We start from the raw sequence: 21225 nt of genomic DNA, 5'->3' as shown, positions 1-21225 counted from the left end.
GCCTTACATGTAAGTATTAAAACGGTCTTATTATGACCATTGCGACTATTATAAGCAGTAAAATAGTCGGCACTTCATTATAGAATCTAAAGAACTTCCCGCTTTTATTGCTTGTACCGTTTGCAAGAGATCTGCGCATAAAATCAAGTGAAACAAAATATGCTATCAAGATCGCAACAAAAAGCAGTTTTGCATGCAGCCATCCGCCTGTTTTAAAAAGATTGACACCATACTCGCTTGTCGAGAAGTATATTAAAGCCGCGCCACTAAGTATCGTAGCCCACATAGCAGGGACACCGATGTATTTGTACAGCTTGTACTCCATTATCTTTACGACTTCTAAGAAGCCTGCATTGTCCTCATGCTCTTTATGATAAACAAATAGACGAGGCATATAAAAAATAGCTGCGAACCATGATACGAATGAAACTATATGAAACCAAATTATCCAACTATACATTGCATTTTTCCTTTTTTAAAAGTTTTTCTCTATATAGACAGCTTCATAGTTTGAACCGCCATGCTTTACATTATTGATAACTCCGTATATACCCGAACGATGTTTTAATACTAGCCCGAGATACGTGTCTTCCAAAGGCTTATACTTCACAAGTTTACCAAGATCAAAATCCAGACTTAACTCAAGATAATTTAAAAAGTGTGAGTTTTTGCCATTTTTAGCAATAGCTTCCTCTTTTTCAATATATATGATTCCATATGTATACGATCCACCCTCTGCGGCACCAAGGCGTACACGGTTTTCCAGAAAATCAAAATTATAATATGCCTTCAAATAGAGTGTATTTTCATAGACATCTTTTTGGTAGCCGTTTTCTAAAAACTTTGCAAATCCTACTTTTACATAAATATCTATAGGAAGGTCAAGGACATTTTCTGCCAGTTTATAACCTGCATCAAGCATCATAACATGAGTACCTGTATGATGAGGAGATATCTGAGAACTAATTATCTCACCAAAGTCATTTGAATCGGCACGACCGTAAGCAACACGAAAATCGTAGTCATTCTGTGCCCAAAGATTTATAAAAAAGAAAGAAAGAAGAAGAATTTTTTTCACAATACCGCCTAAAAGTTTTGGCGGTATTATAGTATAACTATCAAACTTCGGCAACCTCTACATCTTTTAGAGATGTCGCTTTGTGAGAAACTACTTTATCATGAAGACGGCGAAGCGCTTTTGTCGTTCTCTCAATAGCAAGGTCTATCGCCACATCAAGATCTGCATCGCTTTGAGAGATCACTACCGGCTGAGCGTGAGCTATGTGTATATCAAACTCTACACTCACACCTTTTTTCTCTTTTTGAATATTTACATTATAACTTGTTGTGTCAAGGCCATATTTACGAAAAGTATCTATCGCTGCATTTATATGCGCTTTAGTTGCATCTGTCAATGTTATATCTTTTGCTCTAATTTGTACACTCATAATATATCCTTTATATAGGTAGTAATTACCTTTATTCATCTAAAGAATAGCACACCGAAACTGAATTGGATATAATTTCAAAAACATTTTTATAAATACAGGATTATTATGAGAGTTTTTACAGGTATCCAACCTTCCGGTGACCTTCACATCGGGAACTATTTCGGTTCAATAAAACCTATGATTGAGGAACAAGACAAGAATGAAGTGTTCGCTTTTATCGCTAACTACCATGCGATGACTACGGTAAGTGACGGCGAAAAACTAAAACAGCTTACTATGCAGGCAGCAACCGACTTTTTAGCACTTGGCATCGACCCTGACAAATCTACATTTTGGGTACAGTCAGACGTCAAAGAGGTTTTAGAACTTTACTGGATACTGTCATCATTTACACCGACGGGACTTTTAGAGCGTGCTCACAGTTACAAAGACAAGACAGCCCGCGGTTTTGCGACAAACCATTCTCTGTTTTCATATCCTGTTTTAATGGCAGCAGATATACTCCTGTTTTCGCCGGATATCGTTCCTGTAGGAAAAGATCAGATCCAGCATGTCGAGATCGCGCGCGACATCGCCATCAAGTTTAACAATACTTACGGAGATATCTTAAAACTTCCGACATATAAAGTTGACGAGAATGTCGCTACTGTTCCGGGGATCGACGGTCAAAAGATGTCAAAAAGCTACGGCAACACAATAAACATTTTCGGTGAAGAGAAAAAACAGCAAAAAGTGATCAAGAAGATCGTAACCGAAAACGTAGCGTTAGAAGAACCAAAAGAGTATGAGGGATGTAACATCTACAACATCGCAAAACTGTTTTTAGCAGACAAAGAGCGTATAGCCCTGGAGCAAAGATACAAAAAGGGCGGAGAAGGCCATGGGCACTTCAAGCTTTACCTTTCAGAAGTGATCTGGGAATACTACGCGCCATACAGAGAAAAACGCGAATACTATGAGAAACATCAAGACGAAGTAAGAGATATTTTAAATGCAGGTGCTGCCAAAGCAAGAGCAGCAGCAGCGGATATAATAGAGAAAGTCAGATCAGCTACAGGTATCGCGTACTAAAGACGTACCGATACTTTTGTTATAGGCATCTTCTCTTTCCAGATCGGTTCTTTGAGATCAAGGATTCCTCTAACCTCATCATTTACCAATCTGTATGAAACAGTTATGACGGCCATAGTCGCTTTTTTATAATATTTTACTTTCACCTTTTTCTCACCTTTAGCCGGTACAGAATCATCCTTTGAAGCTTGTTCGGCCATATGAGGAATAGTCGGTTTTTTGTATTTACTCAAATAGTGTCTTGTCAGTGATACTGTCTCTACCCCGACATCTTTATCTTTATTTTTATACTCGATCTCGATAAGTATTTCACGTGAACCGAATCCACTTGGGATATTATGAGGCAGATCATTTTTTAATGTGATCACTAGATTATCGCCGTCGACTTTTGCTTTCACTTTTAAAGCATCTTTCCACATTGGTTTTATATGACCGCCGTCAAACCAATGCTCTCTTATCATACGCTTTTTAGGTTTTCCATGATCTATCGGAAGAGTCGCTGCGTAAAGCTCTTTTTTACTGCTCATATGACAATCGACACATTTTTCTGTAGAATCTTTATACTCAGCTTGCATATTGATAAATGCTTCACCTTTGGCAGTATGGTCATTGGCATGACATACAAAACAAAGCTGATTTGGATTTTTATCCATAAATTCTCTGTATTCTGTTTTATGATACGGTGAATTTGCATCATCAAAAGGACCGCTCATCAGACCTGTTTTTGACCAAGAGACTCTGTCCATTCCTCTGTGTGATGCATCCAGTTCACTATGGATCTGATCGATGTTATGACAAACGACACAGTTTATACCTTCGTTTAAAGTATTATCGTGTACTGCTTTATTGACTTTAGAATTTTTATCGAGTCCTAAAACTGCAGCAATTTCATAATCAGTATCCGTACTTGTCACCGAGATACGAGGGTTATGACAAGTCGCACATTCGACTTTGATAGCGTTTAAACTTTTATGTGTCTTTCTACTTACATAATCGACAGAAGCTCTAAAGTACTCATCTTTTTTATAGTGAGAATTTGAGTGCCAAGACTCTCTCCACTGTTTTACAAGATGATTATGACAAGCTTGACAATCAGATGAACTTTTATATTTTTCACCGACTGCAACGACTTCTGCAGAGTATAAAGATGCAACAAGCAGTAAAACAACTATTAAATACTTCATATGAAATTCCTTTTTATTTTATCTTTGACGATCTAACCAAACCATTAAGCCTTTTTGTGCGTGTAAACGGTTTTCGGCTTCATCAAATACGATATCACTATGTCCTTCTAAAACCGACTCACTTACCTCTTGTCCTCTGTAAGCAGGAAGACAGTGCAGGAACTTAGCATTCTTATCGGCGATGCACATCATAAGGTCATCTACCATGTAACCGGCAAAGTCTTTTATTCTCTGCTCTTTTTCATCCTCTTGTCCCATCGATGCCCAAGTATCCGTCGTGACGACGTTTGCACCTTTTACGGCTTCTTTAGGATCATTTGTGACAAATATCTTCGCTCCGCTTAGCTTAGCAAAAGCGTATGCATCCTCAAGGACTTTGCTGTCGACTTCGTAGCCCTTTGGTGTTGCAATGCGAAGTTCAAAACCAAGCTTGCTTGCCAGCATCAACCATGAGTGTGTCATATTATTGCCGTCACCCACATAAGCCACGACAGCATTTTCAGCGACGCCGTACTCGATCATAGTCATATAATCAGCTAAAAGCTGTACAGGATGGTATGAGTCTGTCAATCCATTAATGACAGGGACTTTTGAATAAGAAGCAAACTCTTCGATCTTTGAATGCTCAAAAGTACGTATCATGACCATGTCACACATGCTTGAAATAACGCGCGCCGTATCTTTTACAGGCTCACCGCGCCCTAAATGGATATCACGGTTTGATAAAAACAGTCCGTGTCCTCCAAGCTGATATATCCCTGTCTCAAAACTGACACGTGTTCTTGTCGAGCTTTTTTCAAAGATCATCGCCAATGTCTTTTTAGGCATATAATCTTTATGGATTCCATTTTTCAGATCTTTTTTTATCTGCAGCCCAAGATCTATAATCTCTAAAATTTCTTCTTTTGTAAAATCTCTGAGCGTTAAAAAATGCTTCATCTAAATATTTCCTTTAATTACCAATCAATACGATATATTTTATTCATAACTTACTTTAATAAAGATAAGTCTATCTGTTTCTTAGCATCTTTGCTACTTCTTTGGCATGATATGAGATGATTATATCCGCTCCGGCACGTTTAAAAGCTGTCATAGTTTCCATTACGACACGCTCATAATCTATCAGATTATTCATACCTGCGAATTTTAACATCGCATATTCGCCGCTCACATTATAAACCGCAAGTGGCAGTGAAGTATTTTCTTTTATATCTCTTATGATATCAAGGTACGCCAGTGCAGGTTTTACCATAAGTATGTCTGCTCCCTGCATCTCATCTGCAATGCTTTCCGCGATCGCTTCACGTCTGTTTGCAGGATCCATCTGATACGTCGAACGGTCTCCAAAAGATGGAACCGACTCAGCTACATCACGGAAAGGTCCATAGTATCCGCTTGCGAACTTTGTTGAGTAGCTCATTATAGGCAGGTTCTCAAAACCGTTAGCATCAAGTGCACTGCGAAGAGTCTCTATGATACCGTCCATCATCCCTGAAGGTGCTATCATATCTGCTCCCGCTTTTGCATGGACAAGCACCTGAGTCGCAGAGATCTCTAAAGTCGCGTCATTGTCCACCGTTTCATGAACATGGTCGATAATACCGCAGTGTCCATGGTCGGTGTATTCACAAAAACAAAGATCCGTCACGACAAACATATCCGGATGAGCCGCTTTTACTGCACGGACCGCTTGTGCGATGATGCCGTTTTCACTGAGCGCATCCGAACCGATAGAGTCTTTTACATCCGGGATACCGAAAAGTATGATCGAGTAGATACCAAGTGATTTTAGTTCTGCACACTCTTTTACTATCTCATCGATACTCATCTGATAAACACCGGGCATAGAAGCCACTTCAGTCTTTATCCCTGCTCCTGAGCGTGCGAAAAGCGGATAAATAAAATCGTCGACACTGACAGTCGTCTCTCTTACTAATTTGCGAAGATGCGGATTTAATCTTGTTCTACGAAAACGCTGAAACATAATAGTACCTTTATCATTATTGGATATAATTTTGAAAATATTTATCTAATTCTATCTATTTAAAGTTAAAATAAATGAAAATAACCATATCAGAAGTAGCAAATCTACCATCCCGCTTTGGAAACTTTAAAGTAAAAGCTTTTAAAGAAGGGAACAAAGAGCATCTTGTCATCTATAAGGAACCGCTTGAAGAGACGCCCATCGTCCGCGTTCATTCGGAGTGTCTTACAGGTGATGCTATAGGCAGTTTAAAATGCGACTGCAGGGATCAGCTTGAAGTAGCGTTAAAGATGGCGGAAGAGCATAACGGTATGGTGATCTATCTTCGTCAAGAGGGGCGTAACATCGGTCTTTTAAATAAGATAAATGCTTATGCTCTGCAAGATAAGGGACTAAATACGATAGAAGCGAATCATCAACTTGGATTTGCCGCAGATGAGAGAACGTATGAGATGGTGACTTTTATACTCAACCATTTTGGAATTAAGAAGATAAGACTTCTGACAAACAATCCGACAAAGATAAACTCGATAGAAAATGTAGAGATAGTAGAACGTATCCCTATCGTCATCAAACCGAATAAGTACAATGAAGGCTACTTAGGTGTAAAACGTGACGAGATGGGGCATATGCTCTAAAAAACAAACAGCCTATTTGGTAAGGCTGTTTAACATATCTATGATCTCATCCATTTTACTGCTGACTGCACTGACATCATCAGAGATATCATTTACCTCATCCGCATTTTTATTTAATGCATCAGAACTGTCTGAGATAGACTGAATAAGTACGTTTGTCGTCGCTGAAGTCTCTGCAAGACTTTTCTGCGTGCGTTCCGCAAGTTTTCTTACTTCATCTGCTACAACGGCGAATCCGCGTCCGTGTTCACCTGCACGTGCCGCTTCGATGGCAGCGTTGAGGGCTAAAAGATTCGTTTGTTCTGCTATGTCACCGATAGTCTGCAGTATAACTTTCGTGTCATTTGCATTTTGAACCAATGCTTGAAGATTACCGACCATCTCGTTCTCTTTTTGTGATACGTTATGGATTCTTTCCACAATATCGTTGATCATATTTTTAAAGTCTACGATCGTCGTATTAGTGATGTTCTCTATCGTATGGTTCAATGTGTTTGCCGACTCGATGATCTGGCTATTTGAATCCTTGTTTTGACACTCCATATCTTCAAGTGACTGTCCCAGACTATTGATATTTTGCAAGAGTTCAGCCATCTTTGCTTCAACATTCACATCACTGCGCGCCTGAAAATCTCCGTGTGCAAAGTTTTGAAGTGTTGTTATTGCATTATCCAGATTTTTTTCCGCAGAGTCCAGCATATTGTTCATACTATTTCTTAGGATATGAACATACGGCGTTTTTGTATCGGCTGCAACACGGCAAGAGTAATGACCTTTAGAGACTTTATCCGCTAAAAGAACCATTTCACCTGCGACTTTTGTGTCATCTAAAATAGTCTTTTCATACTTCACAAGCAGTTTATTGAGACTTTTTTCAACTTCATCTTTTGCTGCTTCATCAATATGAACACTGTTTCTTTCAAAATCTAAAAGCTCATCTATATCATTCAGTTTTTCCAGTATATCCGACTTCCCTCCGGAGGTCGACATATTTTGTATAAATACAACTGTAACCAAGACAGCTATTGCTAAAATTATGTGAATCAGCAGAGATTCTACAAATACTAAAGACAATATCAATAGACCAAACGCAATGCCCAATACTACATTCTTCTGTGTTTTACTCATTCCTGTTTACCCTATCTCAAAGTTGCATATAGATTTTGTGCATCTTCGATCTCTTTTTGTGACGGCTTTCTTCTACACGATAAGTATGTCTTTGCACGCCTTACTTCATCATACATAGGGTACACTGTTGCATAAACCCAGTAATGCCCGCCGCTTTTTGTCTTATTTTTTACATATCCATGCCATACTTGTCCAGTTTTAACCGTGTCCCAAAGACCTTGAAACGCCGCTTTGGGCATATCTGGATGCCTGACAATATTATGATTTTTTCCGACCAGTTCATCAATACTATAACCGGCTATCTTACAAAAATCATCATTTGCAAATAGAATGATGCCTTTTTCATCGGTTTGCGATACCAAAAAGTCATCACTTTTTAGAATATACTCTTCCATAACACATCCTTCCATGAAATCGATATTATAATATCATAAAATATAATATTATTAATTGTTAAAAACAAGGTGGATTGTATAAATTTTAAGCTTTTTATCTGGAGTAGCCCTAAAAACATGTATCTTAAAGCAAATCTTATAATTTTAATGCAGAATGATTAAATTCAGAAAAAATTTATTTTTCTTATAGAATGATACTTTATGTAACATTCCATAAGCTTTAGCAAGGTAAATATCGAATATTACGATATAAGATTATTTTATGATTTATAGAGTTTTTTGATCTGTAGATCGAAGAATTGTTCAAGTGTCTCTTTTTTCTCTTTATCCAGATCGGCATCTTTGTGCATCAAGAGATACTCACTTTTTGGCATCAGTTCATTATTGACAAGCTGCTTTGCACGCTTAAGGCGTTCTAGTTTCACTTTTGCATCTATATTTGCCCAGTTTGAAAAGTCAAGAGCCTTGCGTCCGTCATTGATATTACTCGACATCATCCATGAGACCGGAGCGACATTATGATACCAAGGATACTTTGTCTCATTGGAGTGGCAGTCATAACATGATGTCTTCAGTACGCTCATAACTTTTGTATCTGCATTCAATGCTACTGTCTCATCGACTTTCGGATTTTTAAAATCAGGTCTGATAAACTGTATCGCAATAGCTATACCAAAAACCCATAACAACGCTTTTTTCATACTATATCCTTCACAATTGTGCATAAAACATCTGCTGGAAGTTTAGCATTAGATTTTAAATGAATAGGAAGTTCCAAAATAAAAAGTTAATCTTTTTCTATGAGTATCAGATCCATACCGATATCATCGTGCTTAATTCCATTCTCTTTTAAAAGCTGGATCAATCTGTGAAAATCATCTCTGTGCTGAGAAGTCCCTACTTCATGAGTATAGACTAACCTGCTATTTTCTTCATCGAACTGAAAATACGACAAACTGTTCTCTTCTAATAATTTATTTATATCTTTCATCTGTCTACTCCTTCTCTTTTACATTATATCACTCTTTGATATAAAAATATTATCATCATTTTTATAAATAAAAACGACATAATTAAGAAAAAAATGTATCAAGACACTTATTTATCACAATTTTAAGAATTACTATAGTTAAATAATATTACAATAAATTTTATCACATCCGATAAGGAGAAATTTATGGCAAGCAAAACTACACACATTTGTACAGCATGTAACTCTATGGTTATTCCAGAGAAAAAAGCACCGGGTTCATCTACACTTGAACTTGCCATATGGGAAGCAGCCTTATTATCTGCTCTCTTCACTTTTGGTATAAGTTTCTTACTTGCTTTGGGTTATTCTATTTATAGAATGATAAAGACGGAAAAAGTGTGTCCGGAATGTACTTCAAAGGAGATCATCCGCCTTAATTCTCCCTCTGCTAACAAAAATCTTGCAGGATTACATTTCAGTAAAGAACTTCATTATAATTAATCACTAAAAGAGTTCTATAAAGTAGAAGTAGGCAGTGTAACTCTATCGTAATGTTGTGAGGATATATTTTTCATCAACAATCTATTTTATTTGGAGTTTACCATGAACCTCGAACAATTCAGTGCCAACTTTGCTCACGAGACTTCGGTTTTATACCTTAAAACATCTTCCTCTTTGACAGCATTCTTTACTGCGGTATTTACTATCACTTTAGCAATTTTGCATTATTTCACACCCTATGCCACTCTCTTTGATACTATATCTGTTTTAGCCACTACTGTGACCGCTACTATCGTCTTATTCTTCATCGGTTCCTTAGTGTCATATACATATACGCGTTCAAGTATCAACGCTGCATCTCAGCAAAGAGCATAATATATTTGATACATCCTTATTTAACAATACCACAAGAAATATGATCAAAGAAGCCACTAAGAGAAAATCGAAAAAGGCTGTGATAGCCTAAAATAGGTGGTCTCCCCACCAGGACTCGAACCTGGAGCTATCCCTTAGGAGGGGACTGCTTTATCCTGTTAAGCGATAGAGAGGTAAAAAAGAGAGTGGAATTTTAACATTTATAACTCTAAAAGTACAGTATCTCGCTTAGTGACGTCTACCCTTCTACACGCAGACTCAAATGCGCCGCTCTCTCCTACTAGGATACATCTGTGCTTTGCTCTTGTGATCGCCGTGTAGATAAGCTTTGTATTATGCATGATGTAGTGAGAGAAGGTTATAGGCATCACTACGATGTCATACTCCATCCCCTGCACTTTGTGGATGGTCAGCGCATATGAGAGCATCAGATGGCTTTTTAGCTGTTCATACTCATACTGTACCACCATATCTTCGTTGGGATAGTAGACAAAGACCTGCTCCTCATCTTCGTCTATACGAAACAGCAGTCCGCTCATCCCGTTAAAGACTCTTCTCTCATTTGAGTCCTCTTTGTCTTTAAACCCTTCGGCACTCCATGAGGTCATGTTCTCATTTTTTGTATGCACGACCTTGTCCATTAGACGGAACTCTACGCCCCCGCGTTTGACAAACTTTTTAGGGTTCGGGTTGAAATACTCCTGCAGGACTTTGTTGAGATTATCGGTTCCCAGAGTTCCGCCTTTCATAGGAGTGATGACCTGAAAGTAGTTCAGATAAGAGCTTATCTCTTTGTTTGTAAGCCTGAGTCTGGCTTTTTCTATCACCTTTACGACCTCATGCATGATGGTCGCGAGAATGTCACTGGAGTTTTGCTCCCGAAGGTTTGAAAACTCAGCTTGCGAGAGAGAGTTCTTTTGAGCATAATAGTTTGGTATGGAGACATCGATGAACTCGAAGTCGTCATATTTTTGACTGTAAGAAGGGACTATCGCCTGACGTATATCGTTTGCTATGAGTGTGATCGCCTGCTCTTCACTCTGACGGTATATTTTCGTCAGTTTGACTATCGGAGCGATACCGAGTGTCAGCGCATCACTTAGGACATTGCCTGCACCGATCGGCGGGAGCTGTGCATCATCGCCGACGATGATAAGCACACACTCTTTTCTCACTTTTGAGACAAGTCTGGCAAACAAGGTAGAGTTTATCATCGACGCTTCATCTATGAGCAGTACGGAGTATGGGAACTCATCTCTGTCTTCAAACTTCACCAAAAGCGACTGGATCGTCGCACTCTCATAGCCTGTCGTATCGGCGATGCGCTGGGAAGCTATACCGCTGAGAGCACACGTCATGATCTCGCTGTAACGAGTGTTTAAAAGGTTTAGTATCGTTCTTGATGTCGTACTTTTACCCGTTCCCGCGTAACCTACCAGGAAAAGTATCCCCGCACCTTGGTTGATGATCTGTACCGCCTCTTTTTGCTGCTCGCCCAGCTGCAGATCGCTCTTTGCCAAGAACTCGTCCAAGTCGGCTTTTAAAACACCGAGATCCGCTTTGGCACGAGAAGTAAAATCATCATACAAAAACTTCTCGGCATCGTAAAGTCTTGCAGGCGAGACTCTGTCATTTTTCATAAGTACGATACTCTGCTCACCCACGCGCTCGATAAGGGCAGCCTCGTACAGTGCATCCCTGTTATGAAACTCCAACAGCTCATCGAGCAAAGCAAAAAGTACCTTTTTTTCCACACAGCTGTTGCCCTGCTGTTCGCAGTAGTTTAAAAGTGCATAGTCCATAGCAGCGCTTATGCGGTTATCTGCCTCTTTTTCTACGCCCATTTTAAGAGCAAGCTCATCTGCACGCTTAAAGCCGATACCACTGATGCTTGTAAGTATGTAAGGATTTTCTTTGATACGTTTTGAAGGTTCTTGGACATCTTTCATAGCCGTCGCGATGGTCGTAAGAAGTACGGGACTTACATCGTAAGGACTTAAGAACTCTCCTAAAGAGCGCATAGAACGAAACTTCTTCCAAGAGTCCTGGATCTTTTTAAGGCGCTTCTCTTTGATACCGCTAAACTCTAAGAGTCGCTCGATGTCGTTATCTAAGATATCGACTAAGCCCTCCTCTCCGAACTTCTCGATAAGTTCGGCTGAGAGTTTTTTTGTAAACCCTTTTACTATACGGTTTAAGAAGAAAAAGAGTTCATTTTGATTGACACGCAGGGACTCGAACTTGAAAGTCTTACCGTACTTTTTATGCTCTTCCCAGTACCCTTTTAGAGTTATGGCGGCACCCTTTAGGTGAGAGACATCACTCTCGTAATAGGTCCCGCTCACCTTATCGCCGCTTTTTAGGCGTGCGATGAAAAAGCCGTCATCTTCAAAAAGGATATTGTCGATCTGTCCGATAAGTGTCATTTTTATCCTCTTAAATGTCTAAGCGCTTTTCTTGTAAGCGAAGAGATATGTGCGTTGTTAGCGTCTTCCAAAGAGATCCATTGCACATCACTCTTTGGCTCATGGAGTCTGTATATCTTTACGGTGATCCTGTACTTTGTGTAGGAGTGCTTGAACTCGGCGATATAATCCTCATCAACCGGATCTACGGCAGGCAGTTCAAGAAGACCTTTATACATCGGACCCTTGGAAACTATTAAAGCGATATTGCCCTCTTTTAGCGCTATGCCGTAAAACAGTTCAAGTTCTTCATACACTTTTTTCTGCTTTTGAGTGTAAAACTCCGCTTCCTCTTTACCTTTACATGTAAGGTTTAAAGGACACTCCGTGCACTTCGGATTTGTCGGCAGACACACAAGCGAACCCAAGTCCATCAAGGCTTGATTGTGTAGAGTCGGATACACGGGATTAACAAACTCTTCGGCGCTTTTCCAAATAATATCATCACTTTGCTTGTAATGGGCAAAAAAACGCTTGATCACGCGTGCAATATTTGTATCTACCACTCCCACTCTTTGATGGTATGCAAAGCTCTGTATCGCACTTGCCGTGTAACGTCCTATGCCCGGAAGTCTAACAAGTTCTTTTTGTGTCTTTGGCAGTGTAGTCGGACAAAGTTTTGCAGTCGCATGCAGGTTTCTTGCGCGGGAGTAGTACCCAAGCCCGCTCCAAGCTGCGAGGACTTCTTCCTCTTTTGCACTGCCGAGGGCTTTCAAGGTAGGGAACTTTTGTAAAAACTGAGGATAGTACTCCTCCATCACCCGTTTGACCTGAGTCTGCTGAAGCATTATCTCACTGACATAGATATGATACACATCATCGGTATTACGCCATGGAAGTTCATGTCTTCCATATTTTTCATACCATTTTAAAAGAGCGTTTTGAGCTTTTGCGATCAATGTATCAGGAGTTCCTCTCAATAATCTTTTCAATTATTTATGATAAAGGATTATAACAAAACGAGTATTAATCGATCGATATACCCAGCTCTTTTTAAAAGTTTACATTCATTTAAAAAGGTGTATTATTAATTATCAAGGAGATTCATATGAACAGATATCTTAACAAAAACATTATCATAGTTTTAGCTCTGTATTTATTCTCTACTCTGCTGTATGCGGATACAAATAAACTTTCAGGAGCATGGCAGTGTAACGATAACTACGGTAATCGTTCATCTTTAAAGTTCTTAAGTAAGAACCTGCTTGAATATGACAGGGAACAGATGAACTACCGTACGACAAAAGGCATCATAAAGATACCAAACGACTATGGTATCGAAGAGGATTATCCTTATACTTTTAAGAAAAAGAGCCTTACTATCATCTTTCCCGATATGACACAGATAGTGTGTCGTAAGATCGTGCATAGTCCTAAAAAAGCTAAAACTTCTTCACATACCGGCGGCTCTTTTATAATAGGACCTCTTTGCTCATGGAGCGGGTCATCAAGCAGTTACAGCGGAAGCAGCTATTCAAGCAGTAAACGGGTCTATTTTAACGGAAATAACTTTTCACTCAGCTCAGAGAGTTCATTTAGTTCTAGCGCCGGTAATGCATATAGCCAAGGAGGTAATCCAAGCCAATCAGGAACATATACTATCGAAGGGAACAGTGTTGTATTTCGATTTCAGGATGGAAGTAGTACGAGAATGAGCATCAAGATAAGACAAAACAGCGGAGAGATAACCGAACTGATGTTCGGTCAGAAACTGTTTGCAAAAAGCTTATGTAACTAAGAGGTTTACGCTTTGACTCTGGCTATGCGTTCTTGCTCTTGGTCTTTGTAAGCTTGAGCACATCCGCGTGAAAGTTCACGGATCTTTAGGATGTAGTTTTGACGCTCTGCCTGGCTGATCGCTTTTCTCGCATCTAGCGTGTTAAACGTATGTGAAGCTGCCATACAAAGGTCATATGCAGGAAGAGGAAGCCCTGCATCAAGTGCACGTTTACACTCATCTGATTTTGCTTCAAACTCTGCAAAAAGCATCGCAGTGTCTGCTACTTCAAAGTTGTATTTACTAAACTCTATCTCACCCTCTTTATGAATGTCGCGGTAAAGTGTCTTACCGTATTCGTTCTCGTTCCAAACGATGTCAAACACAGTATCTACGCCCTGAAGGTACATCGCAAGACGCTCAGTCCCGTAAGTTATCTCGACAGCGACAGGGTCACATGCCACACCGCCGACTTGTTGAAAGTATGTGAACTGAGTGACTTCCATACCGTTTAGCCATACTTCCCAGCCAAGACCCCATGCACCGAGTGTCGGAGATTCCCAGTTGTCTTCGACAAAACGGATATCATGTTCTGCTACGTTCAGGCCTAAGAACTCCAGACTTTTGAGGTACAGCTCTTGGATATTTTTAGGGCTTGGTTTTATAAGAACTTGAAACTGATAGTAACTTCCAAGACGGTTCGGGTTCTCTCCGTAACGACCGTCTGTCGGACGGCGTGAAGGCGCGACATACGCGACAGACCATGGAGTAGAATCGAGTGAACGCAAAAATGTAGCAGGATGGAATGTCCCTGCACCAGCGGGAATATCGTAAGGTTGAACGATATTACATCCCTCTTTCATCCAGAACTCTTGTAGTTTTAGTAACATCTCGCTAAAAGTAATCATAACAGCCTCTAAAATAAATTGCGTAATTATAGCCAAAAAGGCTTATATTTTAGAAAATGCCCTTTATATAGAAAACTTTTTTGGAATCTTTTTTGCTTGTTTTTTATTATGAAAAGGAGTTATTATGGAGACGGGAACGACTTATCAAAACTACTTGCAAACGATGCAAAACTATCAGCTGTCCAATGGACGTAAAGAGTACCAAGCTCCTTATGCCCAAAAGTTTGAAGTCATCTTCAACAAAGCACAAGAGGCAGATATAAAACTTTCCAATGCCAAAGAGTTTTTGCATAGCCTCTCACCTGCTGAACTGACTACTCTGCAAAAATACTCGGGTCTAGCAGACAAGATCGATATAAACTCTCTAAGTAACGAAGGTGCATACAACCTTCTTATGCATGACAACCAGCAGTTTGATTTCAACAATGACGGAACGGCAGAGGTCGGAGCGGCCAAACGAATGCTGGCAGTTCCAATAAATATGCCTCAAGATGTCAAAGATGCCTATATAAGTGCGATGAACTCGCTCAGTGACAAAGACAAGATGACGGCTATGATACTCACCTTTGATACTGCACGTCTGAACTCCGTAATAAACAACAAACCCTACACCCCCGTTAAGATGGATTATGAATACTTAAGTACACAGGTGCAAAATCATTTAAATCCGACAAACGGTGCGTATACCTCCGATGAAGCCAAAGCAAGCATCACAGCTTTTTGGAATGCTTTTAACGCTGCATATAAAGGAGAAAAACTACAGGCTGATAATAGTAATGAGCAATCAAGTGATGTATCGAAGTTCTTAAAAGACCTGCACACAAAAGGTGCCGCACAATTCTTAGCTGATCTCAATACGGAAAAAATCGAGAAACAGGCCCAAGAGTATAAAGATAAGCTGATCAAAGAGCTTGGAGATTCTCCTGAGAATATGAACAAGATAGAAAAACTGGTAGCAGATTTTAAGAAAAAACTACTTGAAGAGATGCAGAACAGTCTGGACAATGACAAGAAAACAGTTCCCATCAATGCCAATGAATTGGCTCAGATAATACTAGATACGCAGCATAAAAAGACAAGACCTCTTGAAGAACTGCTTGCTTTGCTGTGATAATCTATAAAGCTTTCCTTTGAAAAAGCCTTACATGTAAGATGATTCTTCTTTAGATCATCTTGCAGACGATATCGCCGATATTCTTTCCAAGAGAAGAAGCTACGACACTGCATTTTACTTTTAAAAGATATGCCATATTTGTCCTTCTGGCAGGACTTAAACACTCGTAGTTTCCCATCCCTTTAGTGATGACCAGATCAGCTGAATCAAAAAGTTTTTGTGACTCTTCATTTGCTCTGTCATAAGTAAATCCGGGAGTGTTCACACCGCTGTCGACGAGATTACACAGCTTGTCAAAACCGGCTTCCTCCGCCTCTTTCATCGTCACGTCGTTGATGATCGGATTTCCTCTTACCATGTAGGAGATATATAATAGCGGATAAAGCTCTTTAAGTGTTTGTATGAAGAGATAGTCAAAGATGTGTTCACCGACATTGTCTCCGATAATGAGCAGTGTCTGTGCTTCTTTAAGAGAGGCTTTTAACTTTTCAAACTCATCATAGTCAAAATGAGTATCAAAGATCTTTTCCACCTCGTCTGCCAGATCAAACTCGACTTCCGCGGCCAGATCAATAACGTTTCCTGCTATGGCTACTTTAACAGCCGTTAGAAGTTTATCTTTGGAATTATCTATTTTGTATTGTAAAAAGGGAACAAATTCGAGTGCTTTTTGCGTGGAGTGTGCTTTTACTTCATCATAGAGATCTTGTTTTTCTGCGATGAGAGCCATCATCTCGTAAACATCTGTCGCTACTTCGGGAGGTGTGAGTGAGAATGAAAAATCTTTGGAACTTTTCGTGACTTCTGAGACTAACTTTTCAGTCAAGACCTCATCGGCCTTTATCGCATTTGCTACTTTGAGACTTTGGTTGATTATACAACCGATACATGCTTCATCAATCGTCATTCTTTATCGGTTGTTGAGTAGTTCTCAACGACTTTCCCCCACATCAGCTTATATTTTCTTCTTAAAAACTCAACCTCTTGCTGAGAAAGTTTTAGTTGAGTCGTAAGAGTGTCTATGGTCTTTCTATCCTCTTCATAAAGTTCTTGAAGAGATGAGAGAGCCTCTTTTAAAAACATATTCTCGTTTTTAATCGACTCTATCGTCTCATCTTTTGCATCAAGGACTCTTTCGTGAAGATTGATAATAGTACCTATTGTCCTTTCGACAAATTGTGCAGGGACTGTCATATCTGGACTGCTTGATTTGGATACGTCTTGAAGCTGCGACGGGACTATCTCGCTAGTACCTTTGGACGGGTCGATATATGTCTGCCCGTTCTCGACTCTGCTTACCAGCTTGTCTCTTGCTATCAGTTCTTCGATAGCAAGAAGCTCTAACCCAGTTAAATCCGCATACTCTTCAATACTCATCCAATTAAAACTCATAGTAATCCCTTTTGATAGCTCAAAGTATTAAAGAATAGTTTCTATCTCCATAGAATCCATCTCGACTTTTTTAGCTTTTGCTATTCTATCTTCTTTTAGCTTCACTCTTAAATCTTCATTTTCAAGAGCCAATATCTGCATTGCAAGGTATGCAGAGTTGATTGCACCTGCTTTTCCTATAGCAACAGTAGCAACTGGCATTCCAGCCGGCATCTGTACAGTCGAAAGAAGAGCGTCGATACCGCTTAGAGCCGATGCGCTCATAGGAACACCGATAATAGGTTTAACAGTCTTTGAAGCAAGTACACCTGCTAAGTGAGCCGCCATACCAGCTGCTGCGATGAACACTTGTGCACCTTTTTTCTCAGCTTTTTCTACATACTCTTTTGTACGTTCAGGAGAACGGTGAGCAGATGAGATAACAAGCTCATAATTTACACCGAAAGCCTCAAACGTATCTGCACAAGACTTCATTACTTCAAAATCACTTTTACTACCGATTATTATCGAAACAAATTTCATACCATTTTTCCTTACAATTAAATTTAAATTTTAGGGTGAGTGCCCATATCGCCGTCTGCCGGTATTCTTAAAAAAGTATACGACGGAAGCATTGTCGGCAGCTCTATAGGATTTAAGTTTCCGCTATGGACTTCATCCCAGACTTTTTTATTCTCTGCAACCAGTTTTTTTAACTTCATATACCATCTGCCGTCTCTTTGGTAGATTGTCCCTATCTCGTTGTCCACGTCGTGTAATACTGTATCAAGAGGAGCTACGATCTCCAACTCTTCATTTGGCAGTGTTTTATATTTACACATAAAGTGCGTGCCCTCTAGTGTGACCATCCCGCTTACCTGATGTGTTCCCATCTGCATCGTAAAATCCAGACTCTGACCGTCATGTTTCTCAAACGGACGGCTTACAAGATAAGCATCAGTATATCCGCGGTTTTGCATGCTCTCTAACTCATACTGATACTTGCTCGGTTCATAACAGCCCGCATAGTAGTCATCTATCGCCATACGGTAGGCTTTCGCCGTGACCGCTGCATAGTATGAAGTCTTGGTACGTCCCTCTATCTTTAGTGAATCCACACATCCGCTATCGAGTATCTCTTTGATATGCGAAGCTAAATTCAGATCTTTTGAGTTCATGATGTAAGTCCCGATGCCAGGATCCTCTTCAAGTCTGAAAAGTGTTCCCGTCTCAGGATTTGCAGCGTAGAGCTCATACGGAAATCTACAGTCATTTGCACAGCTTCCGCGGTTTGGAACACGACCGCTTTGCAATGTCGATATCAGACATCTTCCGCTATACGCAAAACACATAGAACCGTGGACAAACACCTCTACTTCCAGATCAGGAAGCTCTTTTTTTATCTCACACAGGTCTTTTAAAGATATCTCACGAGCAGCAATGATACGGCGCGCACCCATATCATAGTAGACTTTTGCGTCAAGGACGTTAAGTACGTTTGCCTGAGTCGAAAGATGAAGCGGGATATGCGGTGCAAGTTCATTACATAGCTTCAGCACTCCAGGCGTCGCTACGATAATGGCATCGGGACCGAGTTCCGCCATCTTTAGTATATGTTTTTTTAAAAGTTCAAGCTGAGAGTTAAACGGAAAGCCGTTTATAGTCGCATAGACTTTTTTTCCTTTTGAGTGGGCATACTCTATCCCCTCTTTAAAATCCTCAAACGTAAACTCTTTGCCAGAACGTATACGAAGTGAAAAATGGCTTACACCGCCGTATACGGCATCGGCACCGAAATCAATGGCAATACGAAGCTTTTCTAAGTTTCCAGCCGGAGAAAGTAATTCTACTTTTTGCATATCTTCTCATCTTATAATGCTTATAAGTAAAGCATTAAATTTTTTTGGAATTTTATCCGTTTGTGCCAAATTGTGCAAGTAACGCTTCAATATCATCAGCATTGACCACATCCTCTGTTCCCTGATCACCGGGAAGGTGAACTGCAGAACTTACACGCTTCTCATCATCTATTTTACCTGCGAAAAGTGCGTTCATATAGTTTGAAAGAGCACGCATAACATTGATGACACGTTCGATTTTTTGACGGTGAATATCTTGATACTGCATGATGTCCATAACATTCATAAGTTCATCACCGCTTCCCTGCATAGACTCTAATACCTCTTGAGCACTTGAGAGCGCTTCAGTATTATCATCTTTCGCTTTTTGAAAAGCTTTGATATCCGGGAATTTTTCTGCTAGATTTGTAAACAGTTTTATATTATCTTCGATTACTTGGATACAAGAGTTTATGTTCTCCTCTTTCTCCATCAAGTCGTTACTGATATTTTCTACGATATCAAAGATCTGAGTCGCTTTTTCTTCGCTCTCTTTTGTAACGTCATCAAGTTGGTGTACCACTTTGTTATCGTCATATGGAGGTGGGGGTACCATTTTATTAGGATGCACTCTACGCGCTTCTAACTCTGCTTTTGTCGGTGACTCTTCCACTTCTTCATCTGTTTCGATTTCGTTAGATTCATCCAGTTCAGATACTTCATCATCGACCGAATCCATATCTCCGCTCATCAAAGCATCCAACTCTTCTTGTGTCATAAAACTGCTCCAAAATATGTTTATAATAACATTTTGTACTATAATACCAAGATAAACTTTAAAAAAAAAGAGATTTGAATAAATGTTAGTGGATTTGCACAATCATACGACGCTTTGTAATCATGCAGAGGGAACAGTTGACGAATATATAGAAGCAGCTATAAAAAAAGGGATCAAATACTTCGGTTTTTCCGACCATGCACCTATGGATTTCGACCCCAAATACCGCATGAGTTTTGACGAGATGAGTGTGTATGAAAAATGGATAAACGATGCAAAGATAAAATATCAAGGCAAGATAGAGGTGCTCCTGGGCTATGAGGTAGATTATCTCAAAGGCTATATGGATGAAAGAGTCTTAAATGCCGACGTGGATTTTCTTATTGGTTCGGTTCACTTTATAGACGGATGGGGCTTTGACAATCCTGAGTTTATAGGAAGATACCATACTGAAGATATCGATAAAATCTGGCAGGAGTATTTTGACGCGATCGAAGAGATGGCAAAGTTTGGAAAATTCGACATCATAGGGCATCTTGACCTGATCAAAGTTTTTAAGTTCATGCCTAAACGCGACATCTTGTCTATCGCATCAAACGCATTAAAAGCGATCAAAAAAAGCGGTGCTGTTTTAGAGTTAAATATGGCGGGACTTAGAAAGCCGATAGAACAGACATATCCCTCACAAGAGCTTCTCGGCGAAGCTTATGCTTTAGATATCCCTATAACTTTCGGCTCAGACGCACACAAACCCGAACAAGTCGGACTGTATAACGAAAACATTATCGCACTAGCACGTGAAGTCGGCTACACAAAGTGTGCCGTCTTTAAAAACAGAGACAGAGAACTGATCAGTTTTTAAAGAGCATACTGCGTGCAGACTTTGAAGTTCATTTGATGTTTATCATCCAGATAGAGAAGATATCGAGATAATCCCAAAACGATTTGATATACTCAGGGCTTATCCCCTCATCTTCGAGTTTTGGAAGAAGCTCTGCATAAAACTCCAACCATCTTCTTCTTGCATGTTCATCAATACGAAAAGGTGCATGACGACCTACCATTCTAGGCTCACCGCGGTGTTGGTTGAAATAATCAGGACCGCCGCATATCTGAATCAAGAAATCAGCAGCATTCTTTTTCGCCTGCTCAAAATCATCCTCATCGTTTACCGGAAATAAAAACGCTATATCGCTGTTTCTTATAAGTTCGTAGTGATCACTTACAAGCTTACGAAATCTTTCTTCACCAACTTGATGAAGGAACCCAGGATGGGGCTTTGTAACCGGTGGACGTACACCCATCTCTCCATCTGTAATCTTCAATTCCATCAT

Annotated in this window: 26 protein-coding genes and 1 tRNA gene; 7 read left to right on the top strand and 20 right to left on the bottom strand. The window is 39.8% G+C overall.

Annotated elements, in window-relative coordinates:
• Window positions 1–16: 16 nt before the first annotated feature.
• The 3 genes from hemJ to raiA are packed head-to-tail and all read right to left on the bottom strand — an operon-like array spanning window position 17 to window position 1448.
• Window positions 17–460, bottom strand: coding sequence for a protoporphyrinogen oxidase HemJ (gene hemJ, locus WCX87_RS01180; protein ID WP_345980214.1), 444 nt, complete (start codon window positions 458–460; stop codon window positions 17–19).
• 15 nt (window positions 461–475) lie between these two features.
• A complete protein-coding gene (locus WCX87_RS01175) occupies window positions 476–1078 on the bottom strand; it encodes a hypothetical protein (protein WP_345980213.1) in 603 nt (200 codons plus the stop codon).
• Between the two features lie 40 nt (window positions 1079–1118).
• Entirely contained in the window at window positions 1119–1448 is a 330-nt protein-coding gene (gene raiA / locus WCX87_RS01170) for a ribosome-associated translation inhibitor RaiA (RefSeq protein WP_345980212.1), read from the bottom strand.
• Window positions 1449–1556: 108 nt separating this feature from the next.
• On the opposite strand from raiA, the gene trpS reads away from it, so the two are divergent.
• Window positions 1557–2522: a tryptophan--tRNA ligase gene (gene trpS, locus WCX87_RS01165; protein WP_345980211.1), complete on the top strand. Its 966-nt coding sequence runs from the start codon at window positions 1557–1559 to the stop codon at window positions 2520–2522.
• Here trpS and WCX87_RS01160 read toward each other — a convergent pair.
• The 3 genes from WCX87_RS01160 to hemB all read right to left on the bottom strand — a co-directional run bounded on the left by WCX87_RS01160 (window position 2519) and on the right by hemB (window position 5690).
• On the bottom strand, window positions 2519–3706 hold the full coding sequence (locus tag WCX87_RS01160) for a hypothetical protein (RefSeq protein WP_345980210.1): 1188 nt from the start codon (window positions 3704–3706) through the stop codon (window positions 2519–2521). The genes trpS and WCX87_RS01160 overlap by 4 nt on opposite strands.
• Before the next feature lie 18 nt (window positions 3707–3724).
• Window positions 3725–4645 (bottom strand): ornithine carbamoyltransferase, encoded by a 921-nt coding sequence (gene argF, locus WCX87_RS01155; protein ID WP_345980209.1) that lies wholly within the window; start codon window positions 4643–4645, stop codon window positions 3725–3727.
• Window positions 4646–4715: 70 nt separating this feature from the next.
• Window positions 4716–5690 carry a porphobilinogen synthase gene (gene hemB, locus WCX87_RS01150; protein WP_345980208.1) on the bottom strand — a complete coding sequence of 325 codons (975 nt, stop codon included), beginning with the start codon at window positions 5688–5690 and terminating at the stop codon, window positions 4716–4718.
• A 74-nt stretch (window positions 5691–5764) separates the two neighbouring features.
• On the opposite strand from hemB, the gene ribA reads away from it, so the two are divergent.
• Window positions 5765–6328, top strand: a complete 564-nt coding sequence (ribA, locus tag WCX87_RS01145; protein ID WP_345980207.1) for a GTP cyclohydrolase II — start codon at window positions 5765–5767, stop codon at window positions 6326–6328.
• A 12-nt stretch (window positions 6329–6340) separates the two neighbouring features.
• Here ribA and WCX87_RS01140 read toward each other — a convergent pair whose 3' ends face one another.
• From WCX87_RS01140 to WCX87_RS01125, 4 genes are all read right to left on the bottom strand, one after another.
• Complete coding sequence (locus WCX87_RS01140) at window positions 6341–7456, bottom strand: methyl-accepting chemotaxis protein (RefSeq protein WP_345980206.1); 1116 nt, start codon at window positions 7454–7456, stop codon at window positions 6341–6343.
• An 11-nt stretch (window positions 7457–7467) separates the two neighbouring features.
• Window positions 7468–7851 (bottom strand): PAS domain-containing protein, encoded by a 384-nt coding sequence (locus tag WCX87_RS01135; RefSeq protein WP_345980205.1) that lies wholly within the window; start codon window positions 7849–7851, stop codon window positions 7468–7470.
• Window positions 7852–8111: 260 nt separating this feature from the next.
• Window positions 8112–8552 carry a heme-binding domain-containing protein gene (locus WCX87_RS01130; RefSeq protein WP_345980204.1) on the bottom strand — a complete coding sequence of 147 codons (441 nt, stop codon included), beginning with the start codon at window positions 8550–8552 and terminating at the stop codon, window positions 8112–8114.
• An 86-nt stretch (window positions 8553–8638) separates the two neighbouring features.
• Window positions 8639–8842: a hypothetical protein gene (locus tag WCX87_RS01125; protein ID WP_345980203.1), complete on the bottom strand. Its 204-nt coding sequence runs from the start codon at window positions 8840–8842 to the stop codon at window positions 8639–8641.
• A gap of 186 nt (window positions 8843–9028) precedes the next feature.
• On the opposite strand from WCX87_RS01125, the gene WCX87_RS01120 reads away from it, so the two are divergent.
• Window positions 9029–9325 (top strand): hypothetical protein, encoded by a 297-nt coding sequence (locus WCX87_RS01120; protein ID WP_345980202.1) that lies wholly within the window; start codon window positions 9029–9031, stop codon window positions 9323–9325.
• A 102-nt stretch (window positions 9326–9427) separates the two neighbouring features.
• The gene (locus WCX87_RS01115) at window positions 9428–9700 is read left to right on the top strand and encodes a hypothetical protein (RefSeq protein WP_345980201.1); all 273 of its coding nucleotides are present in this window, start codon (window positions 9428–9430) and stop codon (window positions 9698–9700) included.
• Between the two features lie 97 nt (window positions 9701–9797).
• Here WCX87_RS01115 and WCX87_RS01110 read toward each other — a convergent pair.
• The 3 genes from WCX87_RS01110 to WCX87_RS01100 all read right to left on the bottom strand — a co-directional run bounded on the left by WCX87_RS01110 (window position 9798) and on the right by WCX87_RS01100 (window position 13097).
• A tRNA-Arg gene (locus tag WCX87_RS01110) sits at window positions 9798–9873 on the bottom strand.
• 27 nt (window positions 9874–9900) lie between these two features.
• Entirely contained in the window at window positions 9901–12126 is a 2226-nt protein-coding gene (locus tag WCX87_RS01105; protein WP_345980200.1) for an AAA family ATPase, read from the bottom strand.
• A 2-nt stretch (window positions 12127–12128) separates the two neighbouring features.
• Window positions 12129–13097: an A/G-specific adenine glycosylase gene (locus WCX87_RS01100; protein ID WP_345980199.1), complete on the bottom strand. Its 969-nt coding sequence runs from the start codon at window positions 13095–13097 to the stop codon at window positions 12129–12131.
• A 116-nt stretch (window positions 13098–13213) separates the two neighbouring features.
• Between WCX87_RS01100 and WCX87_RS01095 the strand changes: the two genes are divergently transcribed.
• Entirely contained in the window at window positions 13214–13903 is a 690-nt protein-coding gene (locus WCX87_RS01095) for a hypothetical protein (protein WP_345980198.1), read from the top strand.
• 5 nt (window positions 13904–13908) lie between these two features.
• Here WCX87_RS01095 and glyQ read toward each other — a convergent pair whose 3' ends face one another.
• Window positions 13909–14790: a glycine--tRNA ligase subunit alpha gene (glyQ, locus tag WCX87_RS01090; RefSeq protein ID WP_345980197.1), complete on the bottom strand. Its 882-nt coding sequence runs from the start codon at window positions 14788–14790 to the stop codon at window positions 13909–13911.
• A 124-nt stretch (window positions 14791–14914) separates the two neighbouring features.
• On the opposite strand from glyQ, the gene WCX87_RS01085 reads away from it, so the two are divergent.
• Complete coding sequence (locus WCX87_RS01085; RefSeq protein WP_345980196.1) at window positions 14915–15901, top strand: hypothetical protein; 987 nt, start codon at window positions 14915–14917, stop codon at window positions 15899–15901.
• Window positions 15902–15953: 52 nt separating this feature from the next.
• Here the strand turns inward: WCX87_RS01085 and WCX87_RS01080 are convergent, their stop codons facing one another.
• From WCX87_RS01080 to WCX87_RS01060, 5 genes are read right to left on the bottom strand one after another with little or no spacing between them, the layout of a single operon-like run.
• The gene (locus tag WCX87_RS01080; RefSeq protein WP_345980195.1) at window positions 15954–16811 is read right to left on the bottom strand and encodes an ARMT1-like domain-containing protein; all 858 of its coding nucleotides are present in this window, start codon (window positions 16809–16811) and stop codon (window positions 15954–15956) included.
• Window positions 16808–17296: a DUF3972 domain-containing protein gene (locus tag WCX87_RS01075; RefSeq protein ID WP_345980194.1), complete on the bottom strand. Its 489-nt coding sequence runs from the start codon at window positions 17294–17296 to the stop codon at window positions 16808–16810. The genes WCX87_RS01080 and WCX87_RS01075 overlap by 4 nt, the downstream gene beginning before the upstream one ends.
• A gap of 27 nt (window positions 17297–17323) precedes the next feature.
• Window positions 17324–17818: a 5-(carboxyamino)imidazole ribonucleotide mutase gene (gene purE / locus WCX87_RS01070; protein WP_345980193.1), complete on the bottom strand. Its 495-nt coding sequence runs from the start codon at window positions 17816–17818 to the stop codon at window positions 17324–17326.
• 23 nt (window positions 17819–17841) lie between these two features.
• Complete coding sequence (locus WCX87_RS01065; protein ID WP_345980192.1) at window positions 17842–19134, bottom strand: peptidase U32 family protein; 1293 nt, start codon at window positions 19132–19134, stop codon at window positions 17842–17844.
• A 52-nt stretch (window positions 19135–19186) separates the two neighbouring features.
• Complete coding sequence (locus tag WCX87_RS01060; protein WP_345980191.1) at window positions 19187–19891, bottom strand: chemotaxis protein; 705 nt, start codon at window positions 19889–19891, stop codon at window positions 19187–19189.
• Window positions 19892–19973: 82 nt separating this feature from the next.
• Here WCX87_RS01060 and WCX87_RS01055 point away from each other — a divergent pair, with 82 nt between their 5' ends.
• Entirely contained in the window at window positions 19974–20753 is a 780-nt protein-coding gene (locus tag WCX87_RS01055; RefSeq protein WP_345980190.1) for a histidinol-phosphatase, read from the top strand.
• A gap of 28 nt (window positions 20754–20781) precedes the next feature.
• On the opposite strand, the gene WCX87_RS01050 is transcribed toward WCX87_RS01055, so the two are convergent.
• Window positions 20782–21222 (bottom strand): globin, encoded by a 441-nt coding sequence (locus WCX87_RS01050; RefSeq protein WP_345981079.1) that lies wholly within the window; start codon window positions 21220–21222, stop codon window positions 20782–20784.
• Between the last annotated feature and the right edge of the window lie 3 nt (window positions 21223–21225).

It is taken from the genome of Sulfurimonas sp. HSL3-2 (assembly GCF_039645965.1).
Taxonomy (GTDB): domain Bacteria; phylum Campylobacterota; class Campylobacteria; order Campylobacterales; family Sulfurimonadaceae; genus Hydrocurvibacter; species Hydrocurvibacter mobilis.
Note: the sequence above shows the minus strand (reverse complement) of the source record. Positions and strands in the feature narration are given on the sequence as shown.